This window comes from Yersinia sp. 2540 StPb PI (assembly GCF_052217165.1).
In the GTDB taxonomy this organism is placed as follows: domain Bacteria; phylum Pseudomonadota; class Gammaproteobacteria; order Enterobacterales; family Enterobacteriaceae; genus Yersinia; species Yersinia enterocolitica_E.
Window position 1 is genome coordinate 1,561,481 of record NZ_JAZGQC010000001.1, and the last position, 16,378, is coordinate 1,577,858.

Here is a 16,378-nt window from a genome sequence, read left to right on the forward strand (position 1 = left end):
ATTACCTGATGTTGGTATTTTTATTCAAAGCTGAATAAATAACAAGCTGTACCGAATTTTAACGTCAGAGAGGTTGCACAAACAAACTGATACCCCTATGACCCCGAGTTACGGGGCGTTAGGTGTGTCTGTTGCAGACGATTCCTCTGTTTTTTCTGCTTCTTCTTGTTGATCAGGAGGCGGCATAACATCGTGGATCATTTGCTCGTCAAAACTAGGGTTCAGCGCTGGTGACAGTGGGGAACTGACCAGACTGTCCGGTATTGCCATATGTGGAACCGGGGCATCGTTAACAAATTCGTCCTGATCTTGTTTCACCGTTCTGCTCAGTGTTATCAGGCCCACACCACACAGTACGAAGAATGCATACAGAATATTGCCACCCAATGGCTGAATCAGGGCACCTACAGCAAGCGGCCCGATGCTGGCGCCAACGCCAAATGACATCAGTAAGCATGCCGCCAGTGACACACGCCGCTCTGGTGCAATCAGGTCATTAGCCAGAGCGACCACCAGTGGGTAGAGGGTGAACTGCAACATGCTGACGACAAACCCCAGACCCAGTAAGAAATGGAACGAGATATGGGGCACCAGGGCCAACGGCAGCGCAGTTAATGCCAGTAATAATGCGTTAATACGGATCAATAGCGTGCGGTTATAGCGATCGGACAACCAACTGAGAGGAAGTTGGGCCACTAAACCGGCAAAGATAGATAATGCCATAAACAAACCGGTCTCCTGCGTTGATAGCGATTGCAGGCTGGCATAGACCGGTGCCAGACCATAGAAGGAGCCGACAATCATGCCAATCACCAAAGTTGATGCCAGTATTTTGGGAATTGAACTGATAAAGAATTTCAGCTCCATAGGGGCTGGGGACATTTGTTGGGCATTACTGCGCGTTGTCAGGGCTACAGGCACCAGGCAAAGGGCAAAAAATAGCGCAATAATCATCAGGGTGCTCAAACCCAACTCAGGTTGGAGCATTAATACCACCTGACCTAACGCCATACCGGCATAGGTTGCAGCCATATAAACACCAAACACGATACCGCGTTGATTAGAGGCTGCCTGATCATTGAGCCAACTTTCCAGCACCATAAACTGACACATCATACAGAGGCCAATAATCAAGCGCAGAACTACCCATGCGGGGATGTATTCAGTAAGTCCATGGCTTAACACGGCTGCCGTGATAATACCGGCACAGGCGACATAAGCGCGAATATGGCCTACGCGGGCAATCAGGAAATGGCCAACCTTGCCACCGATCACCAGACCAATATAATTTGCGGCAATAATTGCCCCAATTAATGCACCTGAGACATGGATGGCGGTCAACCTTAGCGAAATATAGGTCGTCAATAAGCCTGAACCCAGCAACATCAAAACGGTTGCACTATAAAGTGGGAAAAAGGCGTTAAGCGTTTTTTTCACTATCTCGTCCTTAGTTCATCATCCCGGATAACTATCCAGTACCCCTGATGCAACTTGCCGCATCCTACGTTGCCGATAAATTCGAACAGCCCTTTTGATACTAACAGCTAAGCCTGTGAGGTAAAGCTTTGTACGGGAAAGCGCTTTTTTTCATTCCTCCTTGCGAGAGGTTTCGCATAACTGACAGTGGTTGTCGTTACGGGCTAAAGAAGTGCTACTATCGGCGGCGGGAGATTTTATTAGAGTAGGGGGCAACAATGAGCGAGAAACAATTACGTCAGCTCAGTATTGCAATCGGGAATAAGCTAAAGGCCCGTGGTGCCTGGGTGACCTGTGCTGAGTCCTGTACAGGGGGTTGGGTGGCCAAAGCATTAACTGATATTGCGGGGAGTTCAGCGTACTTTGACCGTGGTTTCGTGACATACAGTAATGCAGCCAAACACGATTTGCTCGGTGTGGACGAAATCACGTTGGCAAATTATGGTGCTGTGAGTGAAGCCGTAGTACGAGAGATGGCGCTCGGAGCATTGAGAGAAGCGAATGCTGACTTCGCGGTATCTATTAGTGGCATTGCCGGGCCTGATGGTGGCAGTGCGGATAAACCGGTTGGTACGGTATGGTTTGCTTTCGCGGCACGTGAAGGGCAGATTTTGGCATGCAAACAGATTTTCCCCGGTGATCGCGATGCAGTAAGGCTGCAAGCGGCTGTTTTCGCGCTACAAACACTATTCGATGATTTTCTGTAAAAATAGGCTTGATACTGTATGATTGTACAGTATAATTAGCGGTAATTTCCTGCATAAAACAACATTCAGTGGTAATGGTAGGGGTAACCCCTGCATACCAGAGAGGGAGTAAAAATGGCTATTGATGAGAATAAACAAAAGGCGTTAGCAGCAGCACTGGGCCAAATTGAAAAACAATTCGGTAAAGGCTCTATTATGCGCCTTGGCGAAGACCGCTCAATGGATGTTGAAACCATCTCTACCGGTTCCCTTTCTCTTGATATCGCATTGGGGGCGGGTGGCTTGCCAATGGGGCGTATTGTTGAGATTTATGGCCCTGAGTCATCAGGTAAAACAACGCTAACGTTACAGGTTATTGCTTCCGCACAGCGTGAAGGCAAGACTTGTGCATTTATCGATGCTGAGCATGCTCTTGACCCAATTTATGCCAAAAAATTAGGTGTAGATATTGATAACCTGCTTTGTTCTCAGCCAGATACTGGCGAGCAAGCATTGGAAATCTGTGATGCATTGACTCGTTCTGGTGCTGTTGACGTTATCATCGTTGACTCGGTTGCTGCATTGACGCCTAAAGCCGAGATTGAAGGCGAAATCGGTGACTCTCACATGGGCCTTGCGGCACGTATGATGAGCCAGGCTATGCGTAAGCTGGCGGGTAACTTGAAGAATGCGAATACCTTACTGATCTTCATTAACCAGATTCGTATGAAGATCGGCGTTATGTTTGGTAACCCTGAAACCACCACTGGTGGTAACGCACTTAAATTTTACGCGTCTGTACGTTTGGATATTCGCCGTATTGGCGCAGTAAAAGAAGGCGATGTGGTTGTTGGTAGCGAAACTCGCGTTAAAGTTGTGAAAAATAAAATTGCAGCGCCATTTAAACAAGCTGAATTCCAGATTCTGTACGGTGAAGGCATCAATATTAACGGCGAACTCGTTGATTTGGGTGTTAAACACAAACTGATTGAGAAAGCAGGTGCATGGTATAGCTACAACGGCGACAAAATTGGTCAAGGTAAAGCGAATGCCAGCAACTATTTAAAAGAAAACCCAGCGGTTGCGGCAGAGTTGGATAAAAAACTGCGTGAAATGCTACTTAACGGTGGGAACGGCGAACAACCTGTAGCAACAGCAGCATTTGCCGATGAGACTGATGAAACTAGCGAAGAGTTTTAATTAATAAGGTTAAAACAGCGCGTTAATATCAGCAGATTAAGTAGTTAACAAGCGGCCCATCAATTGGGCCGCTTGAGTAAATAGCAATTCGTATTCAGCCCTCCACTCCTGCTCATATCCAAAATAATCAGAACCCGTACCTACCTGCAACGCCGAGAGAGAAGGCTGTTACCCAAAATAATTTGATTACAGCAAGGCAGCCAACGAATGAGTCCCGATGAGTTGACCCTTGTCAGTAATTCGGGCGAGTGAGCGCCGCTAACACAATAGTAACGTCAAGTAAGAAGGGTAATACCCAAAGTAATTGGGGTTACAGCAAGGCAGCCAACGAATGAGTCCCGATGAGTTGACCCTTGTCAGTAATTCGGGCGAGTGAGCGCCGCTAACACAGTAGTAACGTCAAGTAAGAAGGGTAATACCCAAAGTAATTGGGGTTACAGCAAGGCAGCCAACGAATGAGTCCCGATGAGCTGACCCTTGTCAGTAATTCGGGCGAGTGAGAGCCGCTAACACAGTAGTAACGTCAAGTAAGAAGGGTAATACCCAAAGTAATTGGGGTTACAGCAAGGCAGCCAACGAATGAGTCCCGATGAGCTGACCCTTGTCAGTAATTCGGGCGAGTGAGAGCCGCTAACACAGCAGTAACGTCAAGTAAGAAGGGTATATGAATGACCTGTTAAGCCGTGCCATGAGATTACTCTCTCAGCGTGATCATAGTGAATCGGAGTTGCGTCGTAAGCTTGCAGCCCAGCCTTTTTCGGCAAAAGGGAATTGGGGCAGGCGCACCAGCGGTGAAAATAGCAAACCTGTCGAAGATATTGATCCTCAAGCTATCGAACAAGTTATTGCTTATTGCTACCAACACGATTGGCTAGACGATTCCCGCTTTGCCACCAGTTATATTAATAGCCGTAGTCGGAAAGGATATGGGGCACAGCGCATCCGTTCGGAATTGATGCAAAAAGGGGTCGATAAAGAGCTAATTCAAGCTGCTTTTGAAATTAGTGAAATCGACTGGTGTCTGCTCGCAAAAGAAGTCGCACAGCGTAAATTTAGTGAAACTTTACCTCTTGAGTGGAAAGAAAAGGCGAAAGTTCAGCGTTATCTCCTCTATCGTGGCTTCTTCCAAGAAGAAATTCAGTCGATTTACAATGATTTTGTCGAATGAATGCACGCGGGATTTTACTTCCCCTCGAAGAAAATTTATCTTATTCCCACTTTTTGTTCGTGAGCTTACCCACTGCGTTATCAATAATTGATGCGCAATATGCTTGCGGGCCATTCTTTTAGCTTGTTTCCGGGGCAATTATGAGCAAGAGCACCGCTGAGATTCGTCAAGCGTTTCTCGATTTCTTCCATAGCAAGGGACACCAGGTTGTATCAAGCAGCTCTTTGGTTCCCAATAATGACCCGACGCTGTTGTTTACCAATGCGGGGATGAACCAGTTCAAGGACGTTTTCTTAGGTTTGGATAAACGGGCTTATTCTCGTGCAACGACCTCTCAACGTTGTGTGCGTGCAGGTGGTAAGCATAACGATCTGGAAAACGTAGGTTATACCGCGCGTCATCACACATTTTTCGAAATGTTGGGTAACTTCAGCTTTGGTGATTATTTCAAACATGATGCTATCAGTTTTGCTTGGGAATTATTGACCAGCGAACAGTGGTTTAACTTACCAAAAGAAAAACTTTGGGTAACCGTCTACGAAACCGATGATGAGGCCTATGAAATCTGGGCTAACGACGTTGGTGTTCCTCGTGAACGTATCATTCGTATCGGTGATAACAAAGGTGGTGCTTTTGCGTCAGATAACTTCTGGCAAATGGGTGATACCGGCCCATGTGGTCCATGCACAGAGATTTTCTTTGATCATGGTGACCATATCTGGGGCGGACCTCCTGGGTCGGCAGAAGAAGATGGCGATCGCTATATTGAGATCTGGAACCTCGTCTTCATGCAGTTTAACCGCCAGTCAGATGGCACTATGCTGCCATTGCCTAAGCCCTCGGTTGATACCGGTATGGGGCTTGAGCGTATTGCTGCGGTATTACAACACGTTAATTCTAACTATGAGATTGACCTGTTCCGCGATTTGATTAAAGCGGTGGCGCAAGCCACTGGTGCAACCGATCTTTCCAGCAAGTCGCTGCGTGTCATCGCTGACCATATTCGATCTTGTGCCTTCCTGATTTCTGATGGGGTTATCCCGTCAAATGAAAACCGTGGTTATGTTTTGCGTCGTATTATTCGCCGCGCTATTCGCCATGGCAACATGTTGGGGGCTAAAGAGACTTTCTTCTACAAATTAGTTGCTCCGTTGATTGCCGTGATGGGGTCTGCTGCTGCTGAATTGAAACAACAGCAGGCGATGGTTGAACAAGTTCTGAAAACTGAAGAAGAGCAGTTTGCGCGCACCTTAGAGCGTGGCTTAGCCCTGCTGGATGAAGAACTCAGTAAATTGACCGGTGACACCCTCGACGGTGAGACGGCTTTCCGCTTATATGATACTTACGGCTTCCCGGTTGATTTAACTGCTGATGTTTGTCGTGAGCGTAATCTGAAAGTGGATGAAGCTGGTTTTGAACAAGCGATGGAAGCCCAGCGTCGTCGTGCCCGCGAATCCAGTGGTTTTGGTGCAGATTATAATAGTATGATCCGTGTTGATAGCGCGAGCCAGTTCTCGGGTTATGACCATGTTCATCAACAAGCTACCGTTACCGCATTGTTCCGCAACGGGGTAGCCGTTGATGAAATTAATGCCGGCGAAGAGGCAGCTGTTGTCTTGAATCAAACACCATTTTATGGTGAGTCTGGTGGTCAGGTTGGTGACAAAGGCGAACTTAAAAATGCTACCGCCACCTTCGTGGTAGCGGACACTCAGAAATACGGTCAGGCTATCGGTCACTTGGGGCAATTGACTCAAGGCACTCTGCGAGTTAACCACAGTATTGATGCTCAGGTTGACGTCGCACGTCGTAACCGCATTCGGTTGAACCACTCCGCAACCCATTTACTGCATGCGGCATTGCGTAAAACGCTGGGTGAGCACGTTGCTCAGAAAGGCTCGTTAGTTAACGACAAGTATTTGCGTTTTGACTTCTCTCATTTTGAAGCGATGAAGCCAGAACAAATTCGTCAGGTAGAAGATCTGGTCAACGAGCAGATTCGTCGTAACTTGCCAGTCCAGACAGAAGTGATGGAACTGGATGCAGCCAAAGAAAAAGGGGCGATGGCCCTGTTTGGTGAGAAATACGACGACCAGGTACGAGTATTAACTATGGGCGATTTCTCAACTGAGCTGTGTGGCGGTATTCACGCCAGCCGCACTGGTGATATTGGCTTGTTCCGCATCCTGTCTGAATCAGGTACGGCGGCAGGTATCCGCCGTATCGAGGCGGTCACTGGAGAGGGGGCTATTGCACTGCTACACCAGCAAACTGACCTGCTGGCGGATGTTGCTCATCTGGTGAAAGGTGATACCCATAATTTGGCAGATAAAGTCCGCGCAGTGTTGGATCGCAGTAAACTGCTGGAACGTGAACTCCAGCAACTGAAAGATCAACAAGCCGCTCAAGAAAGTGCGTCATTGTCATCAAGTGCGAAATTGGTTAACGGCGTGAAGTTACTCGTTAGTCAGTTAGACAATGTTGAACCAAAAATGCTGCGTACCATGGTTGATGATCTTAAAAATCAACTGGGGTCGGCCATTATTGTGCTGGCAACGACAGCGGATGATAAGGTCAGCCTGATTGTTGGTGTAACCAAAGATCTTACCGGAAAAGTAAAAGCAGGTGAGTTAATCGCAGATATTGCCCAACAAGTGGGCGGTAAAGGCGGTGGACGCCCTGATATGGCACAAGCGGGTGGTACTGATGTTCTGGCATTGCCAGCGGCATTGGCAAGCGTAGACGCTTGGGTAGCTTCCCGGTTATAAGCAAGTAATGACCTATTAAATCAATACGCCATATCTCTATGCTGGGTATGGCGTTTTTCAATTTTCATGTCATAGTTCGAAAACAAAGTTAAACGCAAAGTTGTTTGCTTCAGCTAAACTTGTATTAGTTAGAGACTCGACCAAGCTACTTACATTTTATGTGAATGTGATGGCTTACGTTTTCACGGTGTATGATGGATAATGGCGGGGAAACTGAGAGACCCGACTCTTTTAATTTTTCAAGGAGCAAAGAATGCTTATTCTGACTCGTCGAGTTGGTGAAACACTCATGATTGGCGATGAGGTTACGGTTACTGTATTAGGGGTTAAAGGCAACCAAGTTCGAATTGGTGTAAATGCTCCGAAAGAGGTTTCTGTTCACCGTGAAGAGATCTACCAGCGCATCCAAGCAGAAAAGTCTCAACCGACGACTTACTGATTTTGAAGCAGCGTCTCGTGTTACACGAGGCGCTACTGCTGTCTATTCTCCTCAGTTCTGCTGTTTTATCTCCTTTTTACCTTCTTCTCCCTGCAATAATTTTCTATTTTCAATCTCTTTAATTGGCCGGTGGTGAGAGTTTTATTTTTTCCTCTATCGAATTACGCCGTAATAAACACTATCTTGCCTGTTGATAAAACACTCTTTTTGACGTCAAACTGGTCATGTTGTGTGTGAATTGTGCAAATGAACGTGAGTTGGGAAAAATTGTTTGACTTATAAGTGCGGGAAAGTAATATGTGCGCCACGCAGTGCCGATGAGCTTCTTCAAAAGCAAGTCAGGTACAATTCGAAAGAAGCGTATGGTGAGGTGGCCGAGAGGCTGAAGGCGCTCCCCTGCTAAGGGAGTATACGGTCAAAAGCTGTATCGAGGGTTCGAATCCCTCCCTCACCGCCATTTACTATGCACCCATAGCTCAGCTGGATAGAGTACTCGGCTACGAACCGAGCGGTCGGAAGTTCGAATCTTCCTGGGTGCACCATATTTTGCAGTATGGTGAAATAGTCAAATGAACATCAGGTAGTGTCAAAGAATTAATTGCACCCATAGCTCAGCTGGATAGAGTACTCGGCTACGAACCGAGCGGTCGGAAGTTCGAATCTTCCTGGGTGCACCATCTTCTAGGTCATACATATTGTTGTTAAGTTTCACTTGCTGAAACGCCTCCGTAAAATTAGAAATAAAAATCGCACCCATAGCTCAGCTGGATAGAGTACTCGGCTACGAACCGAGCGGTCGGAAGTTCGAATCTTCCTGGGTGCACCATATTAAGAAACCTCGCTACGGCGGGGTTTTCTGCTTTTTAGTAGCAGATAATTCGTAGAACCGAGCGGTCGGAAGTTCGAGCCGAGCGCAGCGAGACAACGTTGCTTTAGCAACGGCCCGTAGGGCGAGGCGTAAGCCGAGTCATCTTCCTGGGTGCACCATATTAAGAAACCTCGCTACGGCGGGGTTTTCTGCTTTTAGTAGCAGATAATTCGTAGAACCGAGCGGTCGGAAGTTCGAGCCGAGCGCAGCGAGACAACGTTGCTTTAGCAACGGCCCGTAGGGCGAGGCGTAAGCCGAGTCATCTTCCTGGGTGCACCATATTAAGAAACCTCGCTACGGCGGGGTTTTCTGCTGTTTAGTTTTTGCTTCATGTTCCCTATAGCCCAGCAAAACGAAATACCTGAATTCTCTTATCTCGTAATCAACGCTTCAACTCATTGGTTTCTTCTATATCAAATAGCAACTTTATTAAGCTGAATTTATTATTTATCAAGTAAATTCAGGCGATTATACAGTAAGCGACAATTTAGTTAGTTTGCGATAAAGTAGCTTTTCATTTATCCCTAGGCGCGGGGCCACGATGTACGATCGCTACGAAGGCCTGATTTTTGATATGGATGGCACCATTCTGGACACTGAGTCCACACATCGTCAGGCCTGGCGTCAGGTGCTAACGCCTTATGGTATGCATTTCGATGATCAAGCGATGGTGGCTTTGAATGGCGCACCGACTTGGCGAATTGCCCAGGCAATCATCGCTAATCATCAATCTGATTTGGATCCTCATTTATTGGCCACTGAGAAAACAGCATTAGTGAAGACGATGCTGTTGGATAATGTGAAGCCTCTACCGCTCATAGACGTTGTTAAAGCCTATCATGGGCGTATACCTATGGCTGTAGGGACAGGAAGCGAGCATGCTATGGCAGAGATGCTCTTGTGTCATCTGGGTCTGCGCGGTTATTTCGCGGCCGTTGTCGGTGCTGATGATGTCACCAAACATAAACCAGAACCTGAGACATTTTTACGCTGTGCGCAGTTACTCGGCGTGCAGCCAGCTAAATGTGTCGTCTTCGAAGATGCTGACTTTGGTGTTGAAGCGGCTAAAAGGGCCAATATGGCAATAGTTGATGTGCGCCTGTTGTGAGTAGTACGCTAGCTATTGCTTCTTTATTCGGGAGTAGCTTCCTTAGTGCGACGCTCTTACCCGGAAATTCTGAAATTCTGTTAGTCACCCTATTAACGGCAGATAGTGCGCCGGCAATGATGTTGGTGTTATCTGCCACTGTCGGAAATACCCTTGGGGGGCTAACAAATGTTGTTATAGGGCGTTTATTACCGGAGCTAAAGCCACAGCGGGGGATGAGTACAGCATTAGGCTGGCTCCAACGTTTTGGCCCAGCGGCTTTGTTATTGAGCTGGCTACCGATAGTGGGCGATTTGATGTGTGTGTTGGCAGGCTGGTTGCGAATGCCCTGGGGTCTTGTGGCTTTTTTTCTGTGTTTGGGAAAAGCATTACGTTATATCGTATTAACGGTAATTACGTTGCAAGGAATCGCCTGGTGGCAGTAAAGAATGTGACAAACTTACATAGTCACCTCGATGCAGTTTCAGTATGCTGGCGAGTTATGGTTTTCAAGAGCGGGAGGTCGATTTGATCCCGGATGTATCACACGCGCTAACTTGGCTGGAAGCGCATCCTAAAGCCCTGAAAGGGATCCGTCGCGGTATCGAGCGGGAAACATTGAGAGTGACTGCCGATGGCCAATTAGCCTCGACGGGTCATCCAGAGTCATTGGGTGCAGCTCTGACACATCAATGGATTACCACTGATTTTGCTGAGGCATTGTTGGAATTCATTACTCCAGTCGATGGGGATATTGACCATTTGCTGACTTTTTTACGTGATATCCACCGTTATACGGCACGTAAACTGGGTGATGAACGTATGTGGCCGCTCAGTATGCCTTGCTTTATTGAGGCTGAGCAGGATATTGAATTGGCTAAGTATGGTTCTTCTAATATTGGCCGTTTCAAAACACTTTACCGTGAAGGTTTAAAAAACCGTTACGGTGCGTTGATGCAAACTATCTCTGGAGTGCACTATAACTTCTCTTTGCCGCTGGAGTTTTGGCAGGCATGGGCGGGTGTCACCGATGAAAAAAGCGGTAAGGAAGAGATTTCAGCGGGCTATTTCCGACTGATTCGCAACTACTATCGTTTTGGTTGGGTTATTCCATATCTGTTTGGTGCTTCGCCGGCGATTTGTTCATCGTTCCTGCAAGGGCGCGAGACGGCATTACCCTTTGAGCGTAATGATAAGGGGATGTGTTATTTGCCCTATGCCACCTCTTTACGTCTGAGTGATTTGGGTTATACCAATAAATCACAAAGCAATTTGGGTATCACGTTTAATGACCTGCACACCTATGTTGCTGGGCTGAAACGTGCGATCCAAACGCCATCAGAAGAGTACGCAGCACTGGGGCTAAAAGACGGTGACCGTCATCTGCAATTGAATACCAATGTATTGCAGATTGAAAATGAATTGTATGCCCCTATTCGGCCAAAACGGGTTACCCGGGCTGGCGAATCACCGTCAGATGCTTTGCTACGTGGTGGCATTGAATATATCGAAGTGCGCTCTCTGGACATTAACCCATTCTCACCGATTGGCGTTGATGCAGTACAGGCACGGTTCCTCGATCTATTCCTGATTTGGTGTGTATTGGCCGATGCGCCTGAAATGAGCAGTGATGAACTACTGTGTACCCGTAAGAACTGGAATCGGGTTATTTTAGAAGGGCGTAAGCCGGGGCAGACAATTGGCAGGGGATGCAACGATACCCGTGAGCCGCTGGAAAAGGTCGGAAAAGATCTGTTTGCAGACCTGCGCCGTGTTGCAGAAGTGCTGGATGGTAAAGATAGTACTGAATATCAACAAGTTTGTGATGAGCTTGTGGCGTATTTTGATGATCCAAGCCTGACATTCTCCGCGCGTATTTTGCAAGCAATGAAAGAAGGTGGTATTGGTGGTATTGGCCTTGAACTCGCGGAGCGCTACAAGGAGATGCTGCAAAATGAACCATTGGAATTATTGACAGAAGAGCAATTAAGCGCAGAGCGAGATGCTTCATGGCAGCGCCAGCGTGATCTGGAACTCAAAGATCAACTAAGCTTTGAAGAATATTTGCTGCTTCATGGCGGCCAATAAAAAGAAAAGGCCACATTGCTGTGGCCAAATTAACATCTCTGATAACAGGGATGATGATAACAAATGCGCGTCTTTCACATATTAAGACGCACAGGATTCGAAAAAGTTTCACGGATTGCGAAAAAAGATCAGATAAAAAATTATTTTCTTATGAGGAGGTGACTAAATGCCATTATTGGATAGCTTTACCGTAGACCATACCATTATGAAAGCACCGGCTGTGCGTGTTGCTAAGACGATGAAAACCCCTCATGGCGACGAGATAACTGTATTTGATTTGCGCTTCTGTGTGCCAAATAAAGAAGTGATGCCGGAACGCGGGATTCATACACTGGAGCATCTATTTGCCGGTTTTATGCGTAACCACCTCAATGGCAACGGTGTTGAGATTATCGATATCTCGCCAATGGGATGCCGTACCGGTTTCTATATGAGCCTGATTGGTACGCCGGATGAGCAACGCGTTGCTAATGCCTGGAAAGCGGCAATGGCGGATGTGTTGAAGGTAACCGACCAACGGAAAATTCCTGAACTGAATGAGTATCAGTGCGGTACTTATCATATGCACTCACTGGAAGAGGCTCAGGCGATTGCCAAAGGTATCCTTGATCGTGATGTACGTATCAATCACAACGAAGAACTGGCGCTGCCGAAAGAAAAACTATCTGAATTACATATTTAGTTTTCGATAGGCTAATGCAAAAAAGACGCTGATAAGGCGTCTTTTTTATGTTCGCTAGCCGCATTGGTTACGCAGTTATGCGGAGCTGCCTTGAGATACTATGGGGGCGACTCGCACCTGTTTAATCATGTTCTCTTGTACATCCAGAACATCAATTAGGTAATTGCCGATACGGACCTGAGCACCGACCTGTGGGATCTCTTGTAGCTCTTCCAGCAGCATGCCATTGATGGTACGGGCATCGATCGGAAGTGACCAGTTGAATGCTTTGTTCAGTTCGCGAACACTGGCGCTACCATCAATGAGTACTGAACCATCGCTTTGCGGATTGACCTCTTCTGCCAGTGTTGGGGACATTGACGTGGTAAAGTCGCCAACGATCTCTTCCAAAATATCTTCAACTGTCACCAACCCTTGAATATCACCATATTCATCGACAATCATGCCGACTTTCTCTTTATTTCTCTGAAATTTCACCAGTTGTACATTCAGTGGTGTGCCTTCTGGAATAAAGTAGATTTCATCGGCTGCGCGCAGCAAATTCTCTTTATTGAACTCTTTTTTCTCCGTCATCAATCGATAGGCTTCCCGCACACGTAACATGCCGATGGCATCGTCCAATGACTGGCGATACAACACGATACGCCCATGTGGTGAGTGGGTTAACTGGCGCATGATTGACTTCCAGTCATCATTGATGTCAATACCGACCACTTCATTGCGTGGCACCATGATGTCGCTAACTGTCACTTTTTCCAAGTCCAGTACCGATATCAACATATCTTGATTACGGCGGGATATTTGTGAGTGGGATTCATTCACGATACTGCGCAATTCATCTTTGCTGACGGCATCGCTTCTGTGAACGTTCCCTCTAATGCCACACAGACGCATCAGCGCGCGCGTAATGGTATTTAACAACCATACCAGTGGCAGCATAATTTTCTGTAGGGGAACCAGTAAGAAACTGCTGGGGAAGGCGACACGTTCAGGATAAAGTGCAGCGATAGTTTTCGGCATCACCTCAGCAAAAATCAACACCACAAAAGTCAGCACCCCGGTTGCTATTGCGACTCCAGCATTCCCGTATAAGCGGATACCAACAATAGTTGCCAAGGCGGATGCCAAAATATTAACCAGGTTGTTGCCGATTAACACCAGACTTATCAGGCGGTCGGGGCGTCTTAGCAGTTTCTCAACTCGCCGTGCGGCGCGATTACCCTGTTTGGATAAATGGCGCAAACGATAGCGGTTAAGAGTCATCATACCGGTTTCGGAGGCAGAAAAATAAGCCGAGACCACGACCATAATGACCAGAATAATGATCAGCGTGCTAGTTGATACGTGATCCAACACTGTATTCCTTAATTGCGATGGTGGCTCTGTCAGTTCAACTGATCCATACGCTGATGATGGAGAGGATGATTAAGGAACTATAATTTCCTGCACCAAGCGGCTACCAAAATAGGCCAGCGTAAGTAGAAATGCACCAGCGAAGCTGAACCAAATCACTCTACGCCCGCGCCAGCCTTCATGGTAATGGCCCCATAATAGAACAATATAGACAAACCAGGCCATGATCGATAACACCGCTTTATGGACGTTTTCTTTACTAAATATGTTGTCCATATAAAGTAAACCAGTACACAGCGTCAGTGTCAGTAATACCACCCCAATTTGGGTGATATGGAACATTTTACGCTCAATACTCATTAATGGTGGCATGTCTGCATTAAATGTCAGTTTTTTATTCTTTAACTGATAATCGAGCCAGGCCAGTTGTAATGCATACAACGCTGCGATAATAAGTGTCGCGTAAGCAAAAAGCGCCAACCCAATGTGAACGAATATGGTAGGGCTGGTTTCCAGATGAGTAATAAACTCGCCCGGTAGCAAACTGGCAAGGGCCAGGTTGATCATGGCGAAACTATAGACAATCGGCAGCAAGAACCAACCGCGCCCCCGTGAGGCGACGATAGTCATGATAGTGCAGATCATCAACCCCACGATGGAGCCAATATTCAATAAAGTGAGGTTTTGGCCCCCACCGACATCAAAAATCTGATGCTTCAGAGCAATAGCATGGCACACTAGAGCCACGACGGCAGAAACCAGCGCTAACCGCCGGTAAGCACTATTTTTCTGCACCAGGCTTGGGACAATCAGGCCCAGGCTGAGCGAATAAGCGATCAAAGCCAAAATGGAGAACACGGGCATAGCGGTATATGAGCATCGGCTAAGTGAATTAGATAGCCAGTATAGCGTTGAGCGCGTTCCTCTCCAACCGTTCTCCGACGTGAGAGCAGAGATCGTTTAAGCTTCGTGTTATAATCCCCCCATTGTGTCGCCAGAGCGGCCTGTTTCCACGTTGAGTATGAGACAATGTTTGAGAACTTAACTGATCGATTGTCGCGCACACTGCGCAATATCAGCGGCCGTGGCCGGCTGACAGAAGAAAATATTAAAGAAACGCTGCGTGAAGTGCGCATGGCGTTACTGGAAGCTGACGTAGCCCTGCCGGTGGTTCGTGACTTTATCAACCGGGTAAAAGAGCGTGCTGTCGGGCATGAGGTGAATAAAAGCCTCACACCAGGCCAAGAATTCGTCAAAATAGTTAAAAATGAACTTATCACCGCCATGGGTGAGGTCAATAACGAACTGAATCTGGCCGCTCAACCGCCAGCAGTGGTGTTAATGGCCGGTCTGCAAGGGGCGGGTAAAACCACCAGTGTGGCCAAACTGGGTAAGTTCCTTAAAGAGAAACAGAAGAAAAAAGTGCTGGTTGTGTCTGCCGACGTGTATCGCCCTGCGGCGATCAAACAGTTGGAGACGCTGGCACAGGGTGTTGATATTGATTTCTTCCCGTCTGATGTACAAGAAAAGCCGATTGATATTGTTAATCGTGCCCTGCAACAGGCAAAACTTAAGTTTTATGATGTTCTGATTGTCGATACCGCCGGTCGCTTGCACGTCGATGAAGCGATGATGGACGAGATCAAACAGATTCATGCCGCGATTAATCCGGTTGAAACCTTGTTTGTCGTCGATGCAATGACCGGTCAGGATGCTGCTAACACGGCGAAAGCATTCAACGAAGCGTTGCCGCTCACGGGTGTGGTGCTGACCAAAGTTGATGGTGATGCTCGTGGTGGTGCGGCTCTGTCTATCCGCCATATTACCGGCAAGCCGATTAAATTCTTGGGCGTGGGTGAAAAGTCTGACGCACTGGAACCATTCCACCCGGATCGCGTGGCTTCACGCATTCTGGGGATGGGCGACGTGCTGTCGCTGATTGAAGATATCGAAAGCAAAGTTGACCGTGCACAGGCGGAGAAACTCGCCACCAAGCTAAAAAAAGGTGATGGTTTCGATCTCAACGACTTCCTTGATCAGTTGAAGCAAATGCGCAATATGGGCGGTATGGCCAGCATGTTGAGTAAAATGCCGGGTGCCGGTCAGTTGCCAGAAAACGTGAAATCGCAGATGGACGATAAGGTGACGGTACGTATGGAGGCCATCATCAATTCGATGACGCTGAAAGAACGTGCTAAACCAGAGATCATCAAAGGCTCGCGTAAGCGCCGTATTGCTACCGGTTCTGGCGTGCAGGTACAGGATGTTAACCGCTTACTTAAGCAGTTTGATGAAATGCAGCGCATGATGAAGAAAATGAAGAATGGTGGCTTGGCTAAAATGATGCGTGGCATGAAGGGTATGATGCCACCGGGTTTCCCAGGCCGCTAAACGTCATACCCAAAGTGATTGGGGTTTCAGGTAGGCGGCCAGTAAACTAATCACGATGAACTTACTCAAGTAAGTGATTCGGGTTAGTGCGCGCAGCCAACAACCCTGTGATTTCAAGTACGAAGGGTATATTTCACGCAGTGGTGTTAACCGTGTGAGATGAGTAATGATT

13 protein-coding genes, 4 tRNA genes and 2 other RNA genes are annotated in these 16,378 nt (G+C 47.3%); 16 read left to right on the top strand and 3 right to left on the bottom strand.

Annotated features, from left to right (window positions below; genetic code table 11):
- Positions 1-108: 108 nt before the first annotated feature.
- On the bottom strand, positions 109-1,437 hold the full coding sequence (locus tag V1956_RS06935; protein ID WP_372558113.1) for an MFS transporter: 1,329 nt from the start codon (positions 1,435-1,437) through the stop codon (positions 109-111).
- Positions 1,438-1,694: 257 nt separating this feature from the next.
- Here V1956_RS06935 and pncC point away from each other — a divergent pair, with 257 nt between their 5' ends.
- The 15 genes from pncC to luxS all read left to right on the top strand — a co-directional run bounded on the left by pncC (position 1,695) and on the right by luxS (position 12,462).
- Positions 1,695-2,183, top strand: a complete 489-nt coding sequence (gene pncC, locus V1956_RS06940) for a nicotinamide-nucleotide amidase (protein ID WP_083160252.1) — start codon at positions 1,695-1,697, stop codon at positions 2,181-2,183.
- A 114-nt stretch (positions 2,184-2,297) separates the two neighbouring features.
- The gene (recA, locus tag V1956_RS06945) at positions 2,298-3,362 is read left to right on the top strand and encodes a recombinase RecA (RefSeq protein WP_083160250.1); all 1,065 of its coding nucleotides are present in this window, start codon (positions 2,298-2,300) and stop codon (positions 3,360-3,362) included.
- 664 nt (positions 3,363-4,026) lie between these two features.
- On the top strand, positions 4,027-4,530 hold the full coding sequence (gene recX, locus V1956_RS06950) for a recombination regulator RecX (protein ID WP_083160248.1): 504 nt from the start codon (positions 4,027-4,029) through the stop codon (positions 4,528-4,530).
- Between the two features lie 140 nt (positions 4,531-4,670).
- Complete coding sequence (gene alaS, locus V1956_RS06955; protein ID WP_420075414.1) at positions 4,671-7,298, top strand: alanine--tRNA ligase; 2,628 nt, start codon at positions 4,671-4,673, stop codon at positions 7,296-7,298.
- 253 nt (positions 7,299-7,551) lie between these two features.
- Positions 7,552-7,737, top strand: a complete 186-nt coding sequence (gene csrA, locus V1956_RS06960; RefSeq protein WP_002209449.1) for a carbon storage regulator CsrA — start codon at positions 7,552-7,554, stop codon at positions 7,735-7,737.
- Positions 7,738-8,101: 364 nt separating this feature from the next.
- Positions 8,102-8,194 (top strand) — tRNA-Ser (locus V1956_RS06965).
- Positions 8,195-8,202: 8 nt separating this feature from the next.
- A tRNA-Arg gene (locus V1956_RS06970) sits at positions 8,203-8,279 on the top strand.
- A 58-nt stretch (positions 8,280-8,337) separates the two neighbouring features.
- A tRNA-Arg gene (locus tag V1956_RS06975) sits at positions 8,338-8,414 on the top strand.
- A gap of 72 nt (positions 8,415-8,486) precedes the next feature.
- Positions 8,487-8,563: transfer RNA gene (locus V1956_RS06980), tRNA-Arg, on the top strand.
- 30 nt (positions 8,564-8,593) lie between these two features.
- Positions 8,594-8,724: non-coding RNA, RtT sRNA (locus V1956_RS06985), on the top strand.
- Positions 8,725-8,753: 29 nt separating this feature from the next.
- Positions 8,754-8,884: non-coding RNA, RtT sRNA (locus V1956_RS06990), on the top strand.
- Between the two features lie 262 nt (positions 8,885-9,146).
- The gene (gene yqaB / locus V1956_RS06995; protein WP_420075109.1) at positions 9,147-9,713 is read left to right on the top strand and encodes a fructose-1-phosphate/6-phosphogluconate phosphatase; all 567 of its coding nucleotides are present in this window, start codon (positions 9,147-9,149) and stop codon (positions 9,711-9,713) included.
- The gene (locus V1956_RS07000) at positions 9,710-10,138 is read left to right on the top strand and encodes a YqaA family protein (protein ID WP_372558116.1); all 429 of its coding nucleotides are present in this window, start codon (positions 9,710-9,712) and stop codon (positions 10,136-10,138) included. The genes yqaB and V1956_RS07000 overlap by 4 nt, the downstream gene beginning before the upstream one ends.
- 43 nt (positions 10,139-10,181) lie before the next feature.
- Positions 10,182-11,780 (top strand): glutamate--cysteine ligase, encoded by a 1,599-nt coding sequence (gene gshA, locus V1956_RS07005; protein ID WP_193784717.1) that lies wholly within the window; start codon positions 10,182-10,184, stop codon positions 11,778-11,780.
- A gap of 166 nt (positions 11,781-11,946) precedes the next feature.
- The gene (gene luxS, locus V1956_RS07010; RefSeq protein WP_083160240.1) at positions 11,947-12,462 is read left to right on the top strand and encodes an S-ribosylhomocysteine lyase; all 516 of its coding nucleotides are present in this window, start codon (positions 11,947-11,949) and stop codon (positions 12,460-12,462) included.
- Between the two features lie 75 nt (positions 12,463-12,537).
- Here luxS and V1956_RS07015 read toward each other — a convergent pair whose 3' ends face one another.
- On the bottom strand, positions 12,538-13,815 hold the full coding sequence (locus tag V1956_RS07015; RefSeq protein WP_193784716.1) for an HlyC/CorC family transporter: 1,278 nt from the start codon (positions 13,813-13,815) through the stop codon (positions 12,538-12,540).
- Positions 13,816-13,887: 72 nt separating this feature from the next.
- Complete coding sequence (locus V1956_RS07020; protein ID WP_372558118.1) at positions 13,888-14,679, bottom strand: cytochrome C assembly family protein; 792 nt, start codon at positions 14,677-14,679, stop codon at positions 13,888-13,890.
- A 165-nt stretch (positions 14,680-14,844) separates the two neighbouring features.
- On the opposite strand from V1956_RS07020, the gene ffh reads away from it, so the two are divergent.
- Entirely contained in the window at positions 14,845-16,206 is a 1,362-nt protein-coding gene (ffh, locus tag V1956_RS07025) for a signal recognition particle protein (protein ID WP_083160233.1), read from the top strand.
- The last annotated feature ends 172 nt before the right edge of the window (positions 16,207-16,378 follow it).